Annotated in this window: 20 protein-coding genes; 15 read left to right on the top strand and 5 right to left on the bottom strand. The window is 72.5% G+C overall.

All coding sequences use genetic code 11. The features are described 5' to 3' along the window. Window positions 1–14 precede the first annotated feature (14 nt). Genes WA640_RS15205 through WA640_RS15175 form a run of 7 tightly spaced genes read left to right on the top strand, consistent with a single transcriptional unit; the run spans window position 15 to window position 6,924 of the window. Window positions 15–956, top strand: a complete 942-nt coding sequence (locus WA640_RS15205) for a carbohydrate ABC transporter permease (protein WP_335988705.1) — start codon at window positions 15–17, stop codon at window positions 954–956. Continuing rightward, the gene (locus tag WA640_RS15200) at window positions 953–1,843 is read left to right on the top strand and encodes a carbohydrate ABC transporter permease (protein WP_335988703.1); all 891 of its coding nucleotides are present in this window, start codon (window positions 953–955) and stop codon (window positions 1,841–1,843) included. The genes WA640_RS15205 and WA640_RS15200 overlap by 4 nt, the downstream gene beginning before the upstream one ends. After that, window positions 1,840–2,724, top strand: coding sequence for an NAD-dependent epimerase/dehydratase family protein (locus WA640_RS15195; RefSeq protein WP_335988701.1), 885 nt, complete (start codon window positions 1,840–1,842; stop codon window positions 2,722–2,724). The genes WA640_RS15200 and WA640_RS15195 overlap by 4 nt, the downstream gene beginning before the upstream one ends. 36 nt (window positions 2,725–2,760) lie before the next feature. Continuing rightward, on the top strand, window positions 2,761–4,017 hold the full coding sequence (locus tag WA640_RS15190) for an enolase C-terminal domain-like protein (RefSeq protein ID WP_335988700.1): 1,257 nt from the start codon (window positions 2,761–2,763) through the stop codon (window positions 4,015–4,017). Next, window positions 4,014–5,249: an ROK family transcriptional regulator gene (locus tag WA640_RS15185; protein ID WP_335988699.1), complete on the top strand. Its 1,236-nt coding sequence runs from the start codon at window positions 4,014–4,016 to the stop codon at window positions 5,247–5,249. Before WA640_RS15190 ends, WA640_RS15185 begins: the two co-directional genes overlap by 4 nt. A 26-nt stretch (window positions 5,250–5,275) precedes the next feature. Beyond that, window positions 5,276–6,082: a hypothetical protein gene (locus WA640_RS15180; RefSeq protein ID WP_335988698.1), complete on the top strand. Its 807-nt coding sequence runs from the start codon at window positions 5,276–5,278 to the stop codon at window positions 6,080–6,082. Beyond that, window positions 6,079–6,924, top strand: a complete 846-nt coding sequence (locus WA640_RS15175; protein WP_335988697.1) for a sugar phosphate isomerase/epimerase family protein — start codon at window positions 6,079–6,081, stop codon at window positions 6,922–6,924. The genes WA640_RS15180 and WA640_RS15175 overlap by 4 nt, the downstream gene beginning before the upstream one ends. Here the strand turns inward: WA640_RS15175 and WA640_RS15170 are convergent. Beyond that, on the bottom strand, window positions 6,906–7,916 hold the full coding sequence (locus WA640_RS15170) for a LacI family DNA-binding transcriptional regulator (RefSeq protein WP_335988696.1): 1,011 nt from the start codon (window positions 7,914–7,916) through the stop codon (window positions 6,906–6,908). The two genes, WA640_RS15175 and WA640_RS15170, sit on opposite strands and share 19 nt — an antisense overlap. Before the next feature lie 139 nt (window positions 7,917–8,055). On the opposite strand from WA640_RS15170, the gene WA640_RS15165 reads away from it, so the two are divergent. The 3 genes from WA640_RS15165 to WA640_RS15155 all read left to right on the top strand — a co-directional run bounded on the left by WA640_RS15165 (window position 8,056) and on the right by WA640_RS15155 (window position 11,458). Beyond that, window positions 8,056–8,763, top strand: coding sequence for a ThuA domain-containing protein (locus WA640_RS15165; protein WP_335988695.1), 708 nt, complete (start codon window positions 8,056–8,058; stop codon window positions 8,761–8,763). Beyond that, window positions 8,748–9,839 (top strand): Gfo/Idh/MocA family protein, encoded by a 1,092-nt coding sequence (locus tag WA640_RS15160; protein WP_335988694.1) that lies wholly within the window; start codon window positions 8,748–8,750, stop codon window positions 9,837–9,839. Before WA640_RS15165 ends, WA640_RS15160 begins: the two co-directional genes overlap by 16 nt. Before the next feature lie 149 nt (window positions 9,840–9,988). Next, the gene (locus WA640_RS15155; protein ID WP_335988692.1) at window positions 9,989–11,458 is read left to right on the top strand and encodes an Hsp70 family protein; all 1,470 of its coding nucleotides are present in this window, start codon (window positions 9,989–9,991) and stop codon (window positions 11,456–11,458) included. Window positions 11,459–11,476: 18 nt separating this feature from the next. On the opposite strand, the gene WA640_RS15150 is transcribed toward WA640_RS15155, so the two are convergent. After that, entirely contained in the window at window positions 11,477–12,637 is a 1,161-nt protein-coding gene (locus tag WA640_RS15150) for a nucleoside 2-deoxyribosyltransferase domain-containing protein (RefSeq protein ID WP_335988691.1), read from the bottom strand. A gap of 138 nt (window positions 12,638–12,775) precedes the next feature. Here WA640_RS15150 and WA640_RS15145 point away from each other — a divergent pair, with 138 nt between their 5' ends. From WA640_RS15145 to WA640_RS15135, 3 genes are all read left to right on the top strand, one after another. Further along, window positions 12,776–13,747, top strand: coding sequence for an aldo/keto reductase (locus tag WA640_RS15145; RefSeq protein WP_335988690.1), 972 nt, complete (start codon window positions 12,776–12,778; stop codon window positions 13,745–13,747). Window positions 13,748–13,855: 108 nt separating this feature from the next. Continuing rightward, window positions 13,856–15,103 carry an endo-1,4-beta-xylanase gene (locus WA640_RS15140; RefSeq protein WP_335988689.1) on the top strand — a complete coding sequence of 416 codons (1,248 nt, stop codon included), beginning with the start codon at window positions 13,856–13,858 and terminating at the stop codon, window positions 15,101–15,103. A gap of 88 nt (window positions 15,104–15,191) precedes the next feature. Further along, window positions 15,192–15,464: a DUF2277 domain-containing protein gene (locus WA640_RS15135; protein WP_106365337.1), complete on the top strand. Its 273-nt coding sequence runs from the start codon at window positions 15,192–15,194 to the stop codon at window positions 15,462–15,464. A 24-nt stretch (window positions 15,465–15,488) separates the two neighbouring features. Here WA640_RS15135 and WA640_RS15130 read toward each other — a convergent pair whose 3' ends face one another. After that, the gene (locus tag WA640_RS15130; RefSeq protein ID WP_335988688.1) at window positions 15,489–16,391 is read right to left on the bottom strand and encodes a 2-hydroxyacid dehydrogenase; all 903 of its coding nucleotides are present in this window, start codon (window positions 16,389–16,391) and stop codon (window positions 15,489–15,491) included. Between the two features lie 80 nt (window positions 16,392–16,471). After that, window positions 16,472–17,062, bottom strand: a complete 591-nt coding sequence (locus WA640_RS15125) for a dihydrofolate reductase family protein (RefSeq protein WP_335988687.1) — start codon at window positions 17,060–17,062, stop codon at window positions 16,472–16,474. A 154-nt stretch (window positions 17,063–17,216) separates the two neighbouring features. On the opposite strand from WA640_RS15125, the gene WA640_RS15120 reads away from it, so the two are divergent. Further along, a complete protein-coding gene (locus tag WA640_RS15120; protein WP_335988686.1) occupies window positions 17,217–17,996 on the top strand; it encodes a class I SAM-dependent methyltransferase in 780 nt (259 codons plus the stop codon). A 3-nt stretch (window positions 17,997–17,999) separates the two neighbouring features. Here WA640_RS15120 and WA640_RS15115 read toward each other — a convergent pair whose 3' ends face one another. After that, window positions 18,000–18,848, bottom strand: coding sequence for an SDR family oxidoreductase (locus tag WA640_RS15115; protein WP_335988685.1), 849 nt, complete (start codon window positions 18,846–18,848; stop codon window positions 18,000–18,002). A 66-nt stretch (window positions 18,849–18,914) separates the two neighbouring features. On the opposite strand from WA640_RS15115, the gene WA640_RS15110 reads away from it, so the two are divergent. After that, entirely contained in the window at window positions 18,915–19,616 is a 702-nt protein-coding gene (locus tag WA640_RS15110; RefSeq protein ID WP_335988684.1) for a hypothetical protein, read from the top strand. The last annotated feature ends 24 nt before the right edge of the window (window positions 19,617–19,640 follow it).

Here is a 19,640-nt window from a genome sequence, read left to right as displayed (position 1 = left end):
AACGGAGACCACCCATGACAAAGACGCTCGAAGCAGTCGCCGCCGCGCCGGTCGCCAAGCGCCGCAAGCGGTTCAACGCCGCGCGCTGGGCCCGCGGAGGCGGCCTGCACGCCGTGCTGCTCGCGGTCCCGGTCGTGCTCGTCTACGCGTACTTCAGCTGGGGCCCGGTGATCCAGGGGCTCGTCCTGAGCTTCCAGAAGACCAACCTCATCCAGCCCGCCGAATGGGTCGGCTGGTCGAACTTCACGTACGTCCTCGCCGACCCCGGCCTCGTCCAGGCCTCCCTGAACACCGCGTACTTCGCGCTGCTGGCCCTCGTGTTCGGCTTCCCGGTCCCGATCGTCCTCGCGGTGCTCGTCAACGAGCTGCGCAAGTACGACGCGCTGTACAACGCGCTCGCCTACCTCCCGGCGATCGTCCCGCCCGTCGCCGCGATCCTGCTGTGGAAGTTCTTCTACGACCCCGACGCGACGGGCATGTTTAACACCGCGCTCGGCTGGATCGGCCTGGGGCCCTTCCCGTGGCTCAACGCCGAGCACTCCGCGATGCCCTCGATCGTCCTGTACGCCACGTGGGCCGGGGCCGGCTCCACCGCGATCATCTACATCGCCGCGCTGTCCACAGTGCGCACCGAGCTGTACGAGGCCGCGGAGATCGACGGCGCCGGGATCTGGCGCCGCGTCTGGCACATCACCCTCCCGCAGCTGCGGAACGTCATCTTCGTGATGATGCTCCTTCAGCTCATCGGCACGTTCCAGATCTTCACCGAGCCGTTCCTGTTCACCGGCGGCGGCCCGAACAACGCGACCCAGACGATCCTGCTGAAGATCTACAACTACGCGTTCGTCAACGGCGACTTCGGGGCCGCGACCGCCCTGAGCGTCCTCCTCGCGCTGTTCCTCGGCCTGCTCTCCGTCGCCTACTACTTCGTCACCAAGCGATGGAGCACGTCATGACCGAGCTCAAGGAACGCGGCGTCGTCTCCGCCGCCGACCGCAGGCGCCCCAGCGTGCGCGCCTGGTTCGGCATCGCCCAGACGGCCCTGCTGATCGTCCTCATCGTCTCCGGCCTCGGCCCGCTCCTGTGGGCCGCCAAGGCCTCCGTGTCCCCGAGCAACGACATCGTGTCCGACCCGATGGGCATCTGGTTCAGCCCCAACGACTGGGGCAACCTCGCCCTCGCCTGGAACGGGGCGCAGATCGGGCAGTCGCTGGGCAACACCGTGATCCTCGCGGTCGGGTCCACCCTGTCCACGCTCATCGTCTCCGTCGCGGCGGCGTTCCTGCTCTCCGTCCTGCGCCCCAAGTGGGGCCCGTGGCTGTCGGGCGCGATCCTCGCGACCCTGTTCCTGCCCGGCGTCGTCTCGTTCGTGCCGCTGTACCTGACGATCCTCGACATGCCGCTGCTGCACGTCAGCCTCCAGGACACGTTCTGGGCGGTGTGGCTCCCGGCCGGGGCCAGCGCGTTCAACGTGGTGGTCCTCAAGCGGTTCTTCGACTCGATCCCGCGCGAGTACATGGAGGCCGCCACGATCGACGGGGCCGGGCCGCTGCGCGTCCTCACGCTCGTGGTGCTGCCGCTGTCGCGGCCGATCCTCGGCGTCATCGTGCTGCTGTCGATCGTGGGCTCGTGGAAGGAGTTCCTGTGGCCCATGCTGGTCCTGTCGAACCCCGACCTCCAGCCGGTGTCGGTGATGCTGCCGCGGCTGGCGACGGGCAATTCGCCGCTGGCGGTCCAGATGGCCGCCGTGTTCCTGTCCATCATCATCCCCGTGGTGCTCTTCGCGATCTTCCAGAAGCAGTTCCTCCGCGGGGTCGGCACCGCAGGAGGTGTGAAGGGATGACGTCCCTCAACGGCGCCCGGGTCCTCGTCACGGGAGCGTCGGGCCGGATCGGGCCCGTCGCGGTCGCGCACCTGCGCGCCGCGGGCGCCCAGGTCACGACGCTCTCGATCCAGGAGAACCCGGCCCTGGAGGCCGAGCGGGTCCTGGTGGGCGACACCAGGTCCCAGGAGGACGTCGCGACGGCCCTGGAGGGCGCGGACTTCGTCGTCCACCTCGCCGCGCTCGCGCACCGCGACATCGCCCCGGCCTACGACGTGTACTCGGTGAACGTCGTGTCGACGTTCAACGTGCTGGCCCAGGCCGGGGCCGCCGGGGTCGCGCGAGCAGTCGTCGCGGGGTCCATCAACGCCTACGGGCTGCCGATGAACCGCCACGACGTGACCCCCGCGTACTTCCCGCTCGACACCGACATCCCCGTCGACATCGCCGACTGGTACTCGCTGTCGAAGCACCACGGCGAGGGCACCGCGCGGATGGCATGGCGGCAGTGGGGGATCGACGTCGTCACGCTCCGGTTCCCGCACGTCCACGACGAGGCGGCCCTGCTCGCGCAGTCGAAGCAGCACGAAGCGGACCCGCGGGCGGGCCTGCGCGAGGCCTGGTCGTACCTGCACACCGAGGACGCCGCCCGCGCGATCGTCCTGGCGCTCACCGCGAACACCACGGGCGCGCACGCGTTCTTCCTGGCCGCGAACAACACGAACGCGCCGTACCGGACCGAGGCGCTGCTGGAGGCGTTCGCGCCGCACGCGCCCCGCCTGCGCCGCTTCGTCGGGCGCGAGGTCCCGATCGACCTGACGCCCGCGCGCGAGCTCATCGGCTTCGAGGCGCGCCGCGACCTGCCCGTGCCGACGCTCGACCTCCCGGCCGAGTTCAGGTGACCCCCATAATGAAGACCCAGCGAGGAGCAGCGACCCATGACCATTGACACGTTCGCGAACCCGTGGCCGCCCCGGGAGGACGTCGCGATCACCTCCGTGCGGGCGATCGCGACCGCCCCCGACGGCATTGCGCTCGTCGTCGTGCGCATCGACACGAACGTGCCCGGGCTCTACGGGCTCGGCTGCGCCACGTTCACGCAGCGGTGGAAGGCCGTGGTGTCCTTCGTGAACGACCACCTCGCGCGGCTCCTCATCGGCCGCTACCCGGGCGACATCGGCGACCTCACCCGGCTCGCGGCGTTCTCAGGGTACTGGCGCGGCGGCCCGGTCACCAACAACGCGATCTCCGGGATCGACCAGGCGCTGTGGGACATCGCCGGGAAGCGCGCCGGGATGCCCGTCCACGAGCTCCTCGGCGGGAAAGTGCGCGCCGCCGCCGACACCTACCTCCACGCGGCCGGGCGCACCATCGAAGAGGTGATCGAGGACGCCCAGCGCCTCGTCGAGCGCGGGCAGCGGCACATCCGCCTCCAGATGTCCACGCCCGGCGGCGGCGGGTACGGCGCCCCGGCGGTCGCCACCGAGTACCCGGACGCGCCTTACCGGAACGGCTGGTCCGCCCGCGACTACCTGCGCCGCACCCCGGCCCTGTTCGAGGCCGCCCGCGACAGGCTCCCCGACGGGATCGAGCTGCTGCACGACGTCCACTCCAGGCTCACGCCGAAAGAAGCGGTCTGGCTCGCCCGCGCCTTGGAGCCCTACCGGCTGTTCTTCCTCGAAGACGTGCTCGCGCCCGAGCACTGGGACCGCCTCCCCGAGGTGCGCGCCGCCAGCCCCGTCCCGATCGCGGTCGGCGAGCTGACGACGTCCCTTCAGGACGCGGTGCGGCTGGTGCAGGGCGGCGGCGTCGACTTCATCCGCAGCCACGTCTCCGACATCGGCGGACTCACCAACGCGCGCAAGGTCGCCGACCTCGCCGAGCTGTGCGGCGTCAAGACCGCCTGGCACGGCCCCGGCGACACGTCGCCGATCGGGGCCGCCGCGAACGTCGCCCTCGACGTGACCTCCGCGGCGTTCGGCATCCAGGAGGGCCACGTCTACAGCGAGCGCGTCCACGAGGTCTTCCCCGGAACCCTTCGCATCGAGGACGGCTGGCTGCGCCCCAACGAGGCCCCCGGCTGGGGCATCGACCTCGACGAGGCCGCCGCCGCGAAGTACCCCGCCGAGCTGTCCGGGCACGACGCCTGGGCCGCCGGCGTCCGCAGACCCGACGGCGCACTGGAGGCCCCGTGACCGACCGGCAGACACCGCAGCGCCCGAGCGACCGGCCCGGCGCCAACCAGTCCGACCTCGGCTCGTTCAACGAGGCCACCATCATCGAGACGATCCGCCAGGCCGGGGCGATCTCGCGCGTCGAGATCGCCGAGCGGACCGGCCTGACCCAGCAGTCGGTCTCCCGCATCCTGCGCATCCTCCTCGAACGCGGCCTCCTCGTCGAGAACGCCTCCGAGCGCGCCGAGCGCCTCGGCAAGCCCCGCACCCCCGTGCGGCTGCGCGCCGAAGCCGCCCACGCCGTCGGCGCGCTCGTGGACCCCGAGCTCGTCACCGTCGTCCTCACCGACCTCAACGGGACCGTGCTCCACAAGCAGCGCCTGCCGATCGAGCACGGCACGTCGCCCGAAGCGCTCGTCGAGACCATCGCCGAGTGCACCGAGGAAGCCGTCACCGCCTCCGGGATCGACCGGTCCACGTTCCTCGGCACCGGCGTCGCCGCCCCCGGGCCCATCACCACCGACGGGCAGCTCCTCGACCTGCCGCTGTCGCGCGAATGGCGCAACGTCCCGCTCCGGGCGATGCTCGCCGAGCGCCTCGACTGCCCCGTGGTCCTGGAGAAGGACGTCGCCGCCGCCGCGGTCGGCGAGCGCTGGATCGGCGGCGAGGACCGCGGCGGCGACTTCGTCTACCTGTACGTGGGCACCGGCATCGGCTCCGGACTCGTCCTCAACGGCGAGACCTACCGCGGCACGAGCGCCAACGCGGGCGAGTTCGGGCAGCTGTGCGCCGTCAGGTCCGGCCGCGTCGACGACACCGGCCGCCCGCAGCTCGTGCGCGAATGCAACCCGACCGCCGCGCTCCCCGAGATCGCCCGCGAACTCGGCTACACCGGCACGGCCGCGACGTATCTGGAGATGTGCGCCGAAGTCGGCGCGGGCGACCCGGCCGCCACCGCCGCGGCCCGCCAGATCGCCGAGGTCATCGCGCTCGGCGCCGTCGCCCTCATCGACCTGCTCGACCTGCCGCTCCTCGTCGTCGGCGGGCCCGCGTTCGCGCCCCAGATCGAGGCGATCACCCTCGACGCCATCGACAAGGCCGTCAACACCATGCCCACCGCCCGGCACGCCCGGCACGTCGCCGTGGAGCGCTCGATGGTGAAGACCGAGGCGGGCGCCATCGGCGCGGCCTCCACGATCTTCCACGCCTCCTTCGCGCCCTCCGTGCGCCGCACCCGCAGGTACGGCCTGTGAAGCGGCTCGCCGCAGGCGAATACACAGTGGATGTCGACCCCGTGGGGGCCCGGATCGCCTCGATCCGCCACGCCCCCACCAGCACCGAATTCCTCCTGACCACGCCGTGGAACGCCGAGGACTGGAGCGGGACCTACCAGTCCTCCGGCTCGAACGAGGAGTGGCACCGCCGGTACCCCGGCGGCTGGCACACGCTCGTCCCCCACGCGGGCGACGCGCGGACCCTCGACGAGGTCTCGCACCCGTTCCACGGCGAGGCCGCCTGGCGGCGCTGGCGACCGGCCGGGACGGAGGCGGACTCGTCATGCACCTACGAGGCCGTGCTCCGCACCGCGCCGCTCGCCGTGCGCCGCCGGGTGCGCGCCACCGGGACCGGCGTCGCCGTGGCCCAGACCGTCACCAACTATTCCAGCCGCGAGACCGCGTTCACCTGGGTCGAGCACCCCGCGTTCGGCCCGGCCCTCACCGGCCCGGAGGCCGAGGTGACCATCGGCGGCGACCCGGTCGACGTGCGCTTCCCGGCCGCGGGGGAGGGACGCTCCGGCTTCCGGGAGCTGCGCGCGAAGGGCCGCGGCACGGCCGCGATCCGCAACGGGCGCAACGCGGTCGCCCTCACCTGGGACCCCGACCTGTTCCCGCACTTGTACGTCTGGCAGGAGCACCGCGGCACCGCCGGATACCCGTGGTGGGGCGCGGCCGACACGATCGCCCTCGAACCCGCCGCCCGGCCCTACGACCACGGCGGCGGCCCGCTCGGCCCGCTGCGGCTCGCCGCGGGCGCGTCCCTGACCGCCGAGTTCGAACTGACCTGCACCGTAGAGGAGCGACCATGACCAGGATCGGCGTCCAGTGCTTCACCCTGCGCGACGAGTTCCCCGCGCACGGCGTGTACGAGACCTTCCGGAAGGTCCGCGACATCGGCTACCGCACCGCCGAGGTCTCCGCGCTGCCGATGACCAAGGAGCACGTGGCCGAACTCGTGCGCGTCCGCGAGGAGCTGGGATTCGAGTTCGCCTCCATTTCGGGCGGGCTCACCGGCGAGGAGTCGCTGGTGAACGCCTTCGACACGTTCGTCGCCGACGCGAAGGCCCTGGGCGCGGACATGATCCGCATCGGGATGCTGCCGCCCGAGGCCATGCGCGATCCCTCCACAGTGGCGGCGTTCGCCGACGACTGCCAGGAGGTCGCCGTTCGCCTTGCGGACCACGGCATCCGCCTCCACTACCACAACCACCACGTCGACTTCGCGAAGTACGACGGCCGCTTCCTGCTCGACGTCATCGCCGAACGCTCCCCCTCGGTGGGCCTGGAGATCGACGCGCACTGGGTGCAGCGCGGCGGCCTCGACCCGGTGCGGACGCTCCGCAAGTACGCGGGCCGCGTGTCGATGGTCCACCTCAAGGACTACCGGATCGCGCGCCTGCCCGACGAGGTCTACGCCGCCCTCGAAGCCGACGACCGCGGGCCCTGGCAGGAGGCCCTGGGGCAGATCGTCCAGTTCGCGGAGGTCGGCGAAGGCAACCTCGACTTCCCGTCGATCATCGACACCGCCATCGCGATCGGCGCCGACCACCTCCTGGTCGAGCAGGACGAGTTCTACGGCCGCACCGCGATCGAATGCCTGACCACCTCGTACCTGAACCTCGTGGCGATGGGCTATGGCGAGCTGTTCTGAGGAGGCGCGGTGGAGCCGCGGACGATCAGCTGCGTCGCCAGCTCCTCCCGCGGGGCGTCCCGCGGCGGGTCGGCCATGATCCGCAGCAGCATCCGCATCGCGGCCGCGCCCATCTCCGCGATCGGCTGGTGCACCGTCGTCAGCGCCGGGCGCAGCCACTGCGCCTCCGGGAGGTCGTCGAAGCCGACCACGCTCACGTCGGCGGGGACGCGGAGCCCGAGCGCCTCGGCGGCGTCGTACACGCCCGCCGCGATGTTGTCGGTGCACGCGAACACCGCCGTCGGCGGCGCCTCCCGGTCCAGGAGCGCCGTCGCCGTGTCCGCCGCCCCGGCGTCGGGCCACTCCAGGTACCGCACCTCCACGTCCAAGTGCGCCGCGGCAGAACGGAACCCGTCCACCCGCGCCTGCGTGTACAGGGCCCTGCGGTCCGCGCCGATCACCGCGAGCCGCCGGTGCCCCAGCCCGATCAGGTGCTCGGCCGCGGCCCGGCCGCCCGCCCAGTTCGCCGCCCCCACGCTCGCCACCGTGGACGGCGGCTGCGTCACCGGATCGAGGAGGACCACCGGGACGTGCGCCGCCGCGAGCGTCGCCAGCTGCCCGGCCGTCACGTCGACCAGCGCGAGCACCGCGCCGCGGAGGTTCCGCTCCAGCAGGCGCGACAGCCACGCGCCGTCCTCGCCCGCCACCGACACGACCAGGTCCACCCCGGCCGCCGTCGCGGCCCGCTCGACGCCCATCAAGGCGTGGTTCGCCCACGTCCCCTTGACGCCCATGAGCACGAGGTCCACCAGCGCCGGGCGATCGGTCCGCGGCACCGCGCCCCGCCCCGACCGGCCCCGGTACCCCAGCTCCGCGACGGCCCGCATCACGCGCTCGCGCGTCGCCGCCGACACGTCGGAGCGCCCGCTGAGCACCTTCGAGGCGGTCGGCACCGTCGTCCCGGCCGCCTCGGCCACGTCGGCGAGGGTCGTCCGCCGCTGCTCCTTCTGCATCGCCGCAGCATACCGGCAACGCGAAAACTTGCGCAACTTTACCGCTCCAATTCGAGCTGGCTATAGCGCGAAACTCTTGACATAATCAATCGACGACGCCGGACCGGCGCCGAACTTGCGCAACTTTTGGAGCCAAGCAATGCCTGCAACGGAGAACAAGCGCGCGCTGGTCGTGCGCGGCGGCTGGGACGGGCACCAGCCCGTCGAGGCCACCGACTCGTTCCTGCCCTTCCTCAAAGAGCACGGCTACGACGTCCGCGTCGAGGACGCCACCGCCGTCTACGCCGACGCGGGGTACATGGCGACGGTCGACCTCATCGTCCAGACCAACACCATGAACACCATTGAGCGCGACGAGCTGCACGGCCTCATCGCCGCCGTCGAGCAGGGCGCCGGCATGGCCGGCTGGCACGGCGGCATCGCCGACTCCTACCGCAACAGCTCCGACTACCTCCAGTTCATCGGCGGCCAGTTCGCCACCCACCCCACCCGCGCCCCGCGCGAGGAGCTCAAGGGCGAGGCGGCCGACTGCTTCACGCACTACACCGTGAACATCGTCCCCGAGCAGGCCGACCACCCGATCGTCAAGGGCATCGAGGACTTCGACCTCCACACCGAGCAGTACTGGGTCCTCTCCGACGAGCTCAACGACGTCCTCGCGACCACCACCATCCCCGTCACCCCCTACCACCCGTGGCACCGGCCGATCACCTGCCCGGCCGTGTGGACCCGCGAATGGGGCCAGGGCCGCATCTTCGTCGCCACCCCCGGCCACGACATGGGCGTCCTCGCCGACCGCAACGTGCGCACCATCATCGAGAGGGGCATCCTGTGGGCCAGCCGCTGAACATCGGGATCATCGGCGTCGGAGCGATCTCCGGCCAGTACCTCGCCGCGTTCGAGCGCCTCGACGCCGTGCGCCTCACCGCCGTCGCCGACCTCGACGAGGCCCGCGCCAAGGAGGTCGCCGACGCCCGCGGGGCCCGCGCCCTCACCGTCGACGGCCTCCTCGCCGACCCCGACGTGGACCTCGTCCTCAACCTGACGATCCCCGCCGCCCACGCCGACATCGCCCTCAAGGCCATCGCCGCGGGCAAGGACGTCTACGGCGAGAAGCCCCTCGCCGCCGACCTCGGCGACGCCAAGGCCGTCCTCGACGCCGCCCGCGAGGCGGGCGTGCGCGTCGGCTGCGCCCCCGACACCGTCCTGGGCACCGGCGTCCAGACCGCCCGCAAAGCCGTCGACGACGGCCTCATCGGCGCCCCCGTCGCCGCCACCGCCTCCATGCTCTGCCCCGGCCACGAGCGCTGGCACCCCAACCCGGACTTCTACTACGTCCCCGGCGGCGGCCCCCTGCTCGACATGGGCCCGTACTACGTGACCGCGCTCGTGACGCTCCTCGGCCCCGTCGCCTCCGTCGTCGGCGCCGCCAGCCACACCCGCGACACCCGCGTCATCGGCTCCGGTCCCCGTGCGGGCGAGACGATCCCGGTCAGCGTCGACACCCACGTCACCGGGGTCCTGCGCCACGAGTCCGGCGCGCTCTCCACCCTCGTCATGAGCTTCGACTCGGTCGCCACCCGCGCCTCCAACATCGAGATCCACGGCGAGACCGGCTCGCTCATCGTCCCCGACCCGAACCACTTCGACGGGGACGTCCAGCTGCACGCGCTCGGCGGCGCATGGGAGACCCTCCCGCCCTCCGCGGGCTACCGCGACGCGGGCCGCGGCTACGGCGTCGCCGACCTCGCCGCCACCCCGCCCGGCGAACCCTTCCGCGCCAGCGGCGACCTCGCCTACCACGTCCTCGAAACCATGACGGCCCTCCTCGAAGCCGCGCACAGCGGCACCGCGGTCACCGTCGAGAGCACCTGCGACCGCCCCGCCCCCGTCCCCCTCCAGGACGCGCCCGGCGCTGATTGAACAATTGCGTCCCATTGGTACGAACAGGCACAACACCTTGCGTGACAAGGGACGGACGCAATGCGATCAGACCGGGTGTAAGGGCAGGTAAAGGGGAATAGGCGCAAGGTAGATCAAAGGGCTTCTATAGAAGTTCCTAGACTCGGATCATGCAGCACAACCCCGCAATGGCGGCGATCGGCGTCGAGCTCGGAGGGCCGAACGTCACGCTGTCGATCCGACGCGGCGACCAGGAGACCGAGATCCGTTGCCTGGACGGCGAAACGGCGCTCGAAGCCGTGCTCGGCCGCGTCCGCGACGCCCGCGACGAGGCCGCGGGAGCGGTCCCCGCGGCCGTCGGCTTCGCCGTCCCCGCGTCCTGGGGCGCGGCCCGGCGGCAGGAGCTCGTCTACCTGGCCGGGGAGGCCGGGCTCGGCGAGGTCGAGGTCATGGCCGGGCCCGAGGCCGCCGCGGTCTGCTACGTGGAGGGCCTCGGGCGCGAGCTGGAGACCGGCGCCGGACTCGTCGTGTGCGACCTCGGCGCGAACACCTTCGACGTCACCGTGGTCGTGCGCGGCGAGGACGAGTTCCAGCACCGCGCCTCCGCCAGCACCGCCGCGGTCGGCGGCCGCGAGTTCGACCAGCTCCTCTTCGCGTACCTCTCGGGCCGCTACCGCGACACCGACCCCGACTTCTGGGACCGAGTGGACTCGCCGGGGACGGCGGAGGACGAGGCCCTGCGCGCCGCGCTCCTCGCCGAGATCCGGAACGCGCGCGAGCTGATCTCCAAGCGCCCCAGGGCGGGCGTGCCCCTCCCCGTCGGCGAGCGCGACCTCCACCTGACCCGCGACGAGCTGGAGTCGTGCATCGCCGAACTCGTCGACCAGGCCGCCGACCTCGCCGTCGCGGCCATCGCCGAAGCCGACACCGCCGTCACCGGCCTCATCCTCGTCGGCGGCGCCAGCCGCACCCCGCTCCTGGCGAGCGTGCTCGCCGCGCGGACCGGACTCGACCCGGTCCTGCCCGCGTTCCCCGAGGCCGCCGCGGCCGACGGCGCGCGGCTCGTGGCGCTCGCGAACGCCCCCGTCGCCGAGGCGCAGGGCCGCCCGCGAAAGAAGCGCCGCCTCGTCGTCCTCGCGGCCGTGCTCGTGCCGCTGGTGGCCGCGGGCGCCGTGTACGGCAACCAGCTCGGGGACGACGACCGGCCCGAGGCCACCGCCTCCGAGTCGCCCGAGCCGACCGCGACCGCGGCAAGCGAGGCCCCGACCTCGCCCGACGAGGAGGGCGACACCGGCGGCACCGGGGGACAGGAGGCCCCGGGCTCGCCGAACGCGGTGGAATCCGAAGCGGCCGAAGAGGAGACGGAGAGCGACCCGACGACCGAGGCCGACGAGGCCCCCACGTCCGGCGCGGTCCCCGAGGTCACGGGCCTGACCGCGAACGAGGCCGAGTCGGCCCTGAACGGCGCCGGGTTCGGCGAGGTCGCGCGGGAAGGCGAGCAGGAGGGCCTGTTCGGCCCCTACTACGACGACTGCGAGGTCATCGGGCAGGACCCGGCCGCGGGGGAGGAGCGGGCGTTCGCCGACACGATCACGATCACCTACTCCTACAGCGGCTCCGACCCCGCCGTCTGCGACTAGGGCGCGCCCTGGGCCGCTCTAGCCGAGCGCCTGGGCGATCATCCCGAGGGTCGCCCAGTCCACCAGGCCGCGCCTGCGGATCTCGCCGTACGAGGCGATCTCGACCCATGTGCGCTCGGTGTCGCCCTCGCCGTGCGGCACGTCCCGCTGCGCGCGGAACCACTCCAGCTCGGCCTCGGTGATCTCGGCGGCGTACAGGTGCGCGCGGTGCGCCGACACGGTGGCCGCGACCTGGCGGACCCCGATGGGCCGCAAGCGGTCCGCGCTGAAGGCCAGCCCGGTCTCCTCCTCGACCTCCTCGCGGGCCTGGACGGCCGGGTCGGCCTGCTCGCGGCTGGAGCCGCCGGGCAGCTCGTGCACGAACCCGTCCGACGTCGAAGCGGGGGACCGGAACTCGCGCACGAGCACGACCACCGTCTCGTCGACGGTCGCGCCGGGCCGGTACAGCAGCACCTGCGAGGTGTCGGGCCGGGAGATGACGACCTCGTTGGTCTTCACGCGGTCCTCGGCCGTGACGCGGACCTGCACGTGCGCGGCCCAGAACATCACCGACTCGTTGTCCTCCCCGACCCGGAACGTCCACTCCAGACTCGCCCCTTCGAGCACGTTGCCCGCGTGGAGCTGCGCCCGGTACCAGGTCTGGAAGCTCGCGGCCCGCCACAGCAGCAGCGGAATCGACCGCTCCCCGCCCTCGCGCCGCGCCCCGTCCCCGATCATCGCCAGCGCCGCGGCGACGGTCTTGTCGAGCCGGTCCGCGATCGGCACGCCGTGGGCCTCCGCGAGGTAGTGCAGGTACTCGTTCTTCTCCGCGGTCGGCGGCGCCCCGTAGACGACCTTCCCGGTGCCGTACCAGATGCCCCACTCGATGTTCGTGGTGAACGCGGGCATGGTCTCCAGGTCGCGCGGCACCCAGAACAGCACCACGTCCGCGTCGTGCATCCCGCGGTGCTCCCACTCGATCTGCCCGGTGTAGTCGCTGAGGACGCCCGCGCGCAGCTCCGGGGTGAACACCACGAGCCGCCCGTCCCGCGTCCACTGCTCGCGCAGGTGCTCGATCGCCTCGGGGTTCCACGAGGCCACGTCGTCGGTCCGGGGGAGCGGCCCGGCGAGGAACACCGCGGCGTCCCACCAGTCCGGCGGCGTCTCGTTCGCATGCACGACAACGACCTCGGATGCCACCGGGCCTCCCCTCGACACGTCCTGCGGGCCGCCCCAGTCTACGTCAGCACCGTCCCCGGGACCGCCGTTCGCGCCGCCGAACAGCACGTGAAAAGGCTTTCTGCGCGGACTAGGATCGGTGCTGACCAAGGAGGAACAATGGAATACACCCAGCTCGGCCGCGCGGGCGTCAAGGTCTCGCGCATCGTCCTCGGCACCATGAACTTCGGGCCCGAGACCGAGGAGTCCGAGGCGCACCGGATCATGGACCGGGCGCTCGAACTCGGCGTGAACTTCTTCGACACCGCGAACGTCTACGGCCGCGACCGCAAGGGCTGGACCGAGGGGATCATCGGCCGGTGGTTCGCCGCCCGCCCTGAGGCCCGCGACCAGGTCGTCCTCGCCACCAAGGTGTACGGCGCGATGAGCGACGCCGTCAACGACCGCGGCCTGTCCGCGTACAGCATCCGCGCCCAGGTGGAGGCCTCGCTCAAGCGCCTCCAGACCGACCGGATCGACCTCTACCAGTTCCACCACGTCGACCGCTCGGTGCGCTGGGAGGAGATCTGGGAGGCGATCGAGGTCCTGGTGGCCCAGGGCAAAGTGGTCTACTCCGGCTCGTCGAACTTCGCGGGCTGGATGATCGCGCAGGCCAACGAGCAGGCTGCCAAGCGGGGGAGCTTCGGCCTCGTCTCGGAGCAGTCGATCTACAGCCTCGTCAACCGCCACATCGAACTCGAAGTGATCCCGGCGGCGCAGCACTACGGCCTCGGCGTCATCCCGTGGTCCCCGCTCGCGGGCGGGCTCCTCGGCGGGGTCCTCGCCAAGGCGGCCCAGACCGGCCGCCGCGCGAGCGCGCAGATGGCCGCCCGCATCGAGGAGCACCGCCCGGCCCTGGAGGCGTACGAGGCGCTCGCGGCCGACAAGGGCATCGCGCCCGCGGTGCTCGGCCTCGCGTGGGTCCTGCGGCAGCCGGGCGTGACGGGCCCGATCATCGGCCCGCGGACCGTGGAGCAGCTCGAAGACGCGGTCGCCGCGCTCGACGTGGAGCTCACCGACGAGGACCTGAAGACCCTCGACGAGCTGTTCCCCGGCCCCGGCGGCGCGGCCCCCGAGGCGTACGCCTGGTAGCAGATCACCCGAGGGCCCGTCCTGTGCATCAGGGCGGGCCCTTGACGTGGCGGCGCGAGCCTGCTGGAATACGGTTGCACCGAAAATTCCATGGAAAGCAGCGCTGTAATGTCAGAAACTTCCGGAACGCTCGCCCACCGGACCGCGGACGCCGTCGTCACGCTCACCCTCGACGGCGCGCCCCTCGCCGGAAGCGAGGTCGTCGTCGAGCAGACCCGGCACCGCTTCCTCTTCGGGTGCACCGGGTTCGACCTCGTCGGCCACGCGAACGGCACCGCCGCCGACGCCGAGCGCGCCGCCCGCAACGCCGAGCTGTGGGAGGGCCTGTTCAACTTCGCGACGCTCCCGTTCTACTGGGGCCGTTTCGAACCCGAGCGCGGCAACCCCGACACCGAGCGCCTCCTCAAGGCCGCCCGCTGGTTCGCCGACCGCGGCCACCCCGTCAAGGGCCACCCCCTCGCCTGGCACACCGTCACCGCGGACTGGCTCCTCGACCTCGACAACGAGGAGATCGCCCGCGCCCAGGTCGACCGCATCACGCGCGAGGTGAGCGGCTTCGCGGGCGCGATCGACATGTGGGACGTCATCAACGAGGTCGTCATCATGCCGATCTTCGACAAGTACGACAACGGCATCACCCGCCTGTGCCGCGACATCGGCCGCATCCCCATGGTGCGCATGGTCTTCGACGCCGCCCGCGAGGCGAACCCGTCCGCGACCCTGCTGCTCAACGACTTCGACATGTCCGCGGCCTACGAGTGCCTCATCGAGGGCGTCCTCGAAGCGGGCGTCCAGATCGACGTGCTCGGCCTCCAGAGCCACATGCACCAGGGCTACTGGGGCGAGGAGAAGACCCAGGCGATCCTCGACCGCTTCTCCCGCTACGGCCTCCCCATCCACTTCACCGAGACCACCATCCTCTCCGGCGAGCTCATGCCCCCGCACATCGAGGACCTCAACGACCACCAGGTCGACTCCTGGCCCTCCACCCCCGAAGGCGAAGCGCGCCAAGCCGACGAGATCGAACGCCACTACCGCACGCTCGTGGCCCACCCCTCCGTCGAGGCGATCACCTACTGGGGCATGAACGACGCGGGCATGTGGCTCGGCGCCCCCGGCGGCTTCGTGCGCGCCGACGGCACCCCCAAGCCCTCCTACGACCGCCTCCACCACCTCGTCAACGACGAGTGGGGCACCCCGCCGACCACCCTCGCCACCGACGCCGACGGCCGCGTGCGCTTCACCGGCTTCCTCGGCGACTACCGCATCACCGCCGCGGGCCGCAGCGTCGACCTCACCCTCTCCGAGCCCGGCGAGGCGCACGTGGAGGCGGCGCTCACCGCGGACGACCACTGAGCACGGCGTCCGGACGCGGACGGGCCGCGCGCTCCTGACTCCGGGCGCGCGGCTGCGGGCTGTCGGTGGGGCGTGTCAGGGTTGGGGCATGTGCCGAAGCATTCAGACGCTGTTCAACCTCGACCCCGTCGCCACCGATGAGGAGGTCGCCGCCGCGGCGCTCCAGTACGTGCGCAAGCTCAGCGGGTCGACGAAGCCGTCGAAGGCCAATCAGGAGGCCTTCGACAAAGCCGTCGAGGCGGTCGCCGCCGCCACCAGGGAGCTGCTGGACTCCCTCGTGACGGCGGCGCCGCCCCGCGACAGGGAGGAGGAGGCCGCGAAGGCCAAGGCGCGCGCGGCCGCGCGCTTCGGCACCGCCTAGACCAGGCCCTGGGACGGAGCCCGGTCAGTAGCCGTTCACCACGGTGTTGGCGAGCGGCTCGCCAGCGGCGAACCGGCGGATTTGGTCGCCGACCGGCGGATAGACCCGGCCGATGAACCCGTCGACCGCGCCGCCCACGTGCGGGGTGATGAGCGCGCCTTCGAGGCCCCACAGCTCGTGGTCCGCGGGCAGCGGCTCGGGCTCGGTCACGTCGAGGGCGCACCGGATCCGGCCCGTGCGGACCTCCGCCGTCAGCGCGTCGGTGTCCACGACCCGGCCGCGCGCGGCGTTGACCAGGAGCGCGCCGTCCTTCATGCGCGCGAGGAACGCGGCGTCCACGAGCTTCTCGGTCTCGGGTGTCAGCGGCACGATGATGACCACGACGTCGGCCTTCGGCAGCAGGTCGGGCAGGTCCTCGATGGTCCCGACGCCCGGCCGCGCGGTGCGGGCGATCTTCACGACGTCCACGCCGCCCGCCGCGAACCGCCGCGCCACGGACTCGCCGATCGACCCGGCGCCCACGATGAGCGCCGTCGCGCCCGTGAGCGTCCCGGTGAAGCCGGCCGCCCACTCGCGGGCCGCCTGGTGCCGCGCGAACGCGTCGAACCGGCGGATCGACGCGAGCGTCGCCGCCTGGATCCACTCCGCGGTCGTCTCGGTGTGCGCGCCCCGGTTGTCGCACAGCGCGACCCCCTCGGGCATGATCGGAATCCACTTCTCGGCCCCGGCGCTGAGGATCTGCACCGCGGCGAGCCCCGTCATCGCCTTGAGCTTGTCCTCGTCCACGCCGCCGCCCCCGGCGACCAGCAGCTTCACGTCGGCCGGGTCGGAGGGGAACTCGCCGCCGTCCCAGACCTCGACCTCGGCACCGTCGGGGAGGACTCCGAGGTGCGCCAGCCCCGCTTCATGAGCGATCCAGATCTTCATGCGCCCATCCTATGGCGCGCGTCGCACGGCGCCACCCGGCCGACCGGTAAGCCCGAGGATCGGTCACAAGCGGCCGGAGTTCAGCCCCGCCGCACCGGGTACCGCAGGTGCACGGCGCGCTTGCCCTGGACCACCTCCGGGTCCTCCAGCAGCAGATGCCCGGTGTCGAAGGCCGCGAAGTACGGCACGCCCTCGCCGAACAGCACCGGCACCAGGCTCACGCACACCTCGTCGACCAGCCCGAGCGCCAGCGCCTGCTGCGTGATGGTGGCGCTGGCGATCGTCACGTCCCGCTCCCCGGCGATCTGCTGCGCCCGCTCGATGGCAGCGGCGACGCCGTCGACGAACACGGTCCGCGGCCACCGCTCCGCGGCGTCCTCGGGCACCGTGTGCGAGACGACCACGACGGGCGCGCCCGCGGGATGGCTGTCGCCCCAGCCGCCGGTCATGTCGAACAGCCGCCGACCCGCGACGATCGCGCCGCAGTGCTCGGTCAGCTCCTTCAGGATCGGCGCGCTTGCGGCGTCGACCCGGAACTCGACGCGCTCGTTCGCGCTGGGCACCGTCACGTCTCCGGCCTCGTACCACTCGAACAGCTCGCCGACCTGGTCGTCGGGCTGCGCGATGAACCCGTCCAGCGACATCGTCATGTGGCTCTGCACCTTGGTCATGCCCGCTCCGTTCCGCCTCGTGCGCAGGCCGAGCGCCAGCGCTACAGGTTGAGACGAGGCGGCCGCCCCGGATTCATCGCCCCATGGGCTCGGCCCGGAACATGCGCCCGGTTCGTACAAGACGGGCGCCGGACCGCGGCCGTACGGTCGGGCCATGTCCGACACCGCATCGAACGCCGCAGTCCAAGGCGAGCTCTGGAGCAGCGACCCGCAGGCATGGGCCCGCACCGCCGAAGGCCGCATCCTGCCGCTCTACGAGCGCATCCTCCAACGCCTGCAACCGGAACCCGGCACGCGGCACCTCGACGCCGGGTGCGGCGCGGGCCTGTTCGCGAGTCTCGCCGCCCGCACCGGAACCGACGTGACCGGCCTCGACGCCGCCGCCGGCCTCATCGAGTACGCCCGCGCCGAACGCCCCGGGCCCCGCTACGTCCTCGGCGACCTCGCCCGGATGCCGTTCCCCGACAACGGCTTCGACACCGTGACGGCCTTCAACTCGGTCCACTACGCCGCCGATCCGCGCCGCGCGCTCGCCGAACTCGCCCGCGTGACGGCCGAAGGCGGCCGGGCGGTGCTCACGGTCGGCGCGGGGCCCGACCAGGCCCGGAGCGCCGCGCTCATCAATCCGCTCGCCGCCCGCGGCGAAGTCCCCGGCCCCTTCGACCTCACCGACCCGGACGCCGCGGCCGAAGCCCTCCTCGACGCCGGATTCACGGAGGCCGCCACGTTCCACATCGCCTTCGACGTCGACTACACGTCGATCGCGGACGCCGTCGCGGCCCAGCTCCCGGCGGGCCCCGTCGCGGCCGCGGTGCGCCATTCCGGGCGCGCCGCAGTCGAATCCGCGTTCCACGAGCTGTTCGGGCCGCTCACCCGCACCGACGGCACGGTCCGCATGCGCCTCGTCTTCCGCTGCCACGAGGCCCGGCGCTGAGGCTCAGACGAGATGCCGCCACGAGTCGGGCTCGGCTCGCAGGAACTCCTCCAGCGTCCAAGGGCGCCGCCCCGTGACGTGCTCGATCGTATGGCTGGTCACCGAGGTCTCGCCGGTCGCAACGGCCTTGTACGACCCGGCCCACCCGGCGATCTGCCACTCCTCGGCCCCGGCACGGGAGGCGCGGGCCTCCTCGTCGGTCTCGGCCACGTACCTGATGTCGGTGCCGACGACCCGGCCGAGAATCCGCGCCGACTCCTCCAAGGTCAGCGGCTCGGGGCCGGACACGTCGTAGATCCGGTCGGCATGGGCCGCATCGGTGAGCACCTCCGCCGCAAGCCGCGCCACGTCGTGCCGGGCGACCCACGCGACCCTGCCGTTCCCGGCCGGGCCGCGGATCTCCCCGTCCTGCACGAAGAGCGGCAGCATGTCCGCGTACAGCGCGTTCCGCAGCGCCGTGAGCCGCAGCCCCGACCCGATGATGAGCTGCTCGGTGAGCGAGTGCTCCCGCGCGAACGTGAACGTCGCGAGCGGCGACGCGCCCATGAAGGAGGTGTAGACGACCCGCTCGACCCCCGCCGCGACCGCGGCCGCCACGGCGCTGCGGTGCTCGGGCATCCGGTCCTCGCTCTCGTGCGCGGACACCAGGAACAGCGTGTCCACCCCGGTCAGCGCCTCCCGCAGCGCCGCCCCGTCCTCGAACGACGCGACCGCGACCTCCGCGCCCGCGATGTCCGGCGCCCGCGACGCGTCCCGCACCACCAGCCGCTGCGCGGCCCCGCGCTCGGCGAGCAGCCGCGCCACCCTCGACCCCAGCTGCCCGCTCGCCCCGGTCACCCCGATGATCCCCACGACTGCGACTCCTTCCGTCCCGACCAGTATTCAGCCCGCGTTGAACGCACGGGCTTCAATGCATACATGAGCATCCACTCGTTCCACCTCGCCCGCGTCCCCCTCCGCACGGCCCTCGGCGCGTTCGCGCGGCGGCCCGCGGCGCCGGGCCTGGACCGCGTCGAGGTCCTCGCCGGGATGCGGCTCGGCGCCCTGGTCGTCTCCCGCCACCGCCTGCGGCTGCGCCACCTCGCCGTCTTCGCCGAGTGGACCGACGAAGCGGCGCTCGACGCGTTCCTCTCGGGGCATCCGCTCGGCCGGGCGCTCGCGACCGGCTGGCACGTGCGGCTCGCCTACCTGCGCCGCTGGGGCGCGGTCCGCGCCTTCGACCACCTCCCCGCGGACACGGGCCGCACCGACCCGGCCGAACCCGTCGTCGCCGTGACGCTCGCGCGCATGCGCCTCCCGGAGCTGCCGCGCTTCCTCCACTGGGGCAGGCCCGTCGAACGCCAGGTCCGCGACCACCCCGAGACGACGCTCGCGCTCGCCGCGATGCGGCCGCCGCGCACCGTCGTCACCTTCTCCGTGTGGACCAGCGCCCGCGCCATGACCGGCATGGTCTTCGGCCGCGACGACGGCCCGGCCGCCCGGCTCCACCACGAGGCCATGGCCGAGCGCGAGCGCCGCGACTTCCACCGCGAGTTCACCACCCTCCGCTTCCGCCCGCTCGCCGAGCACGGCTCGTGGGAGGGCCGCACGGGCATCGTCCCGCCCGGCGAGCGCTATTGAGCCGGTTCACGTTCGCGGCCTGTA

Source organism: Glycomyces sp. MUSA5-2, assembly GCF_037034145.1.
Taxonomy (GTDB): domain Bacteria; phylum Actinomycetota; class Actinomycetes; order Mycobacteriales; family Micromonosporaceae; genus Glycomyces; species Glycomyces artemisiae.
Note: the sequence above shows the minus strand (reverse complement) of the source record. Positions and strands in the feature narration are given on the sequence as shown.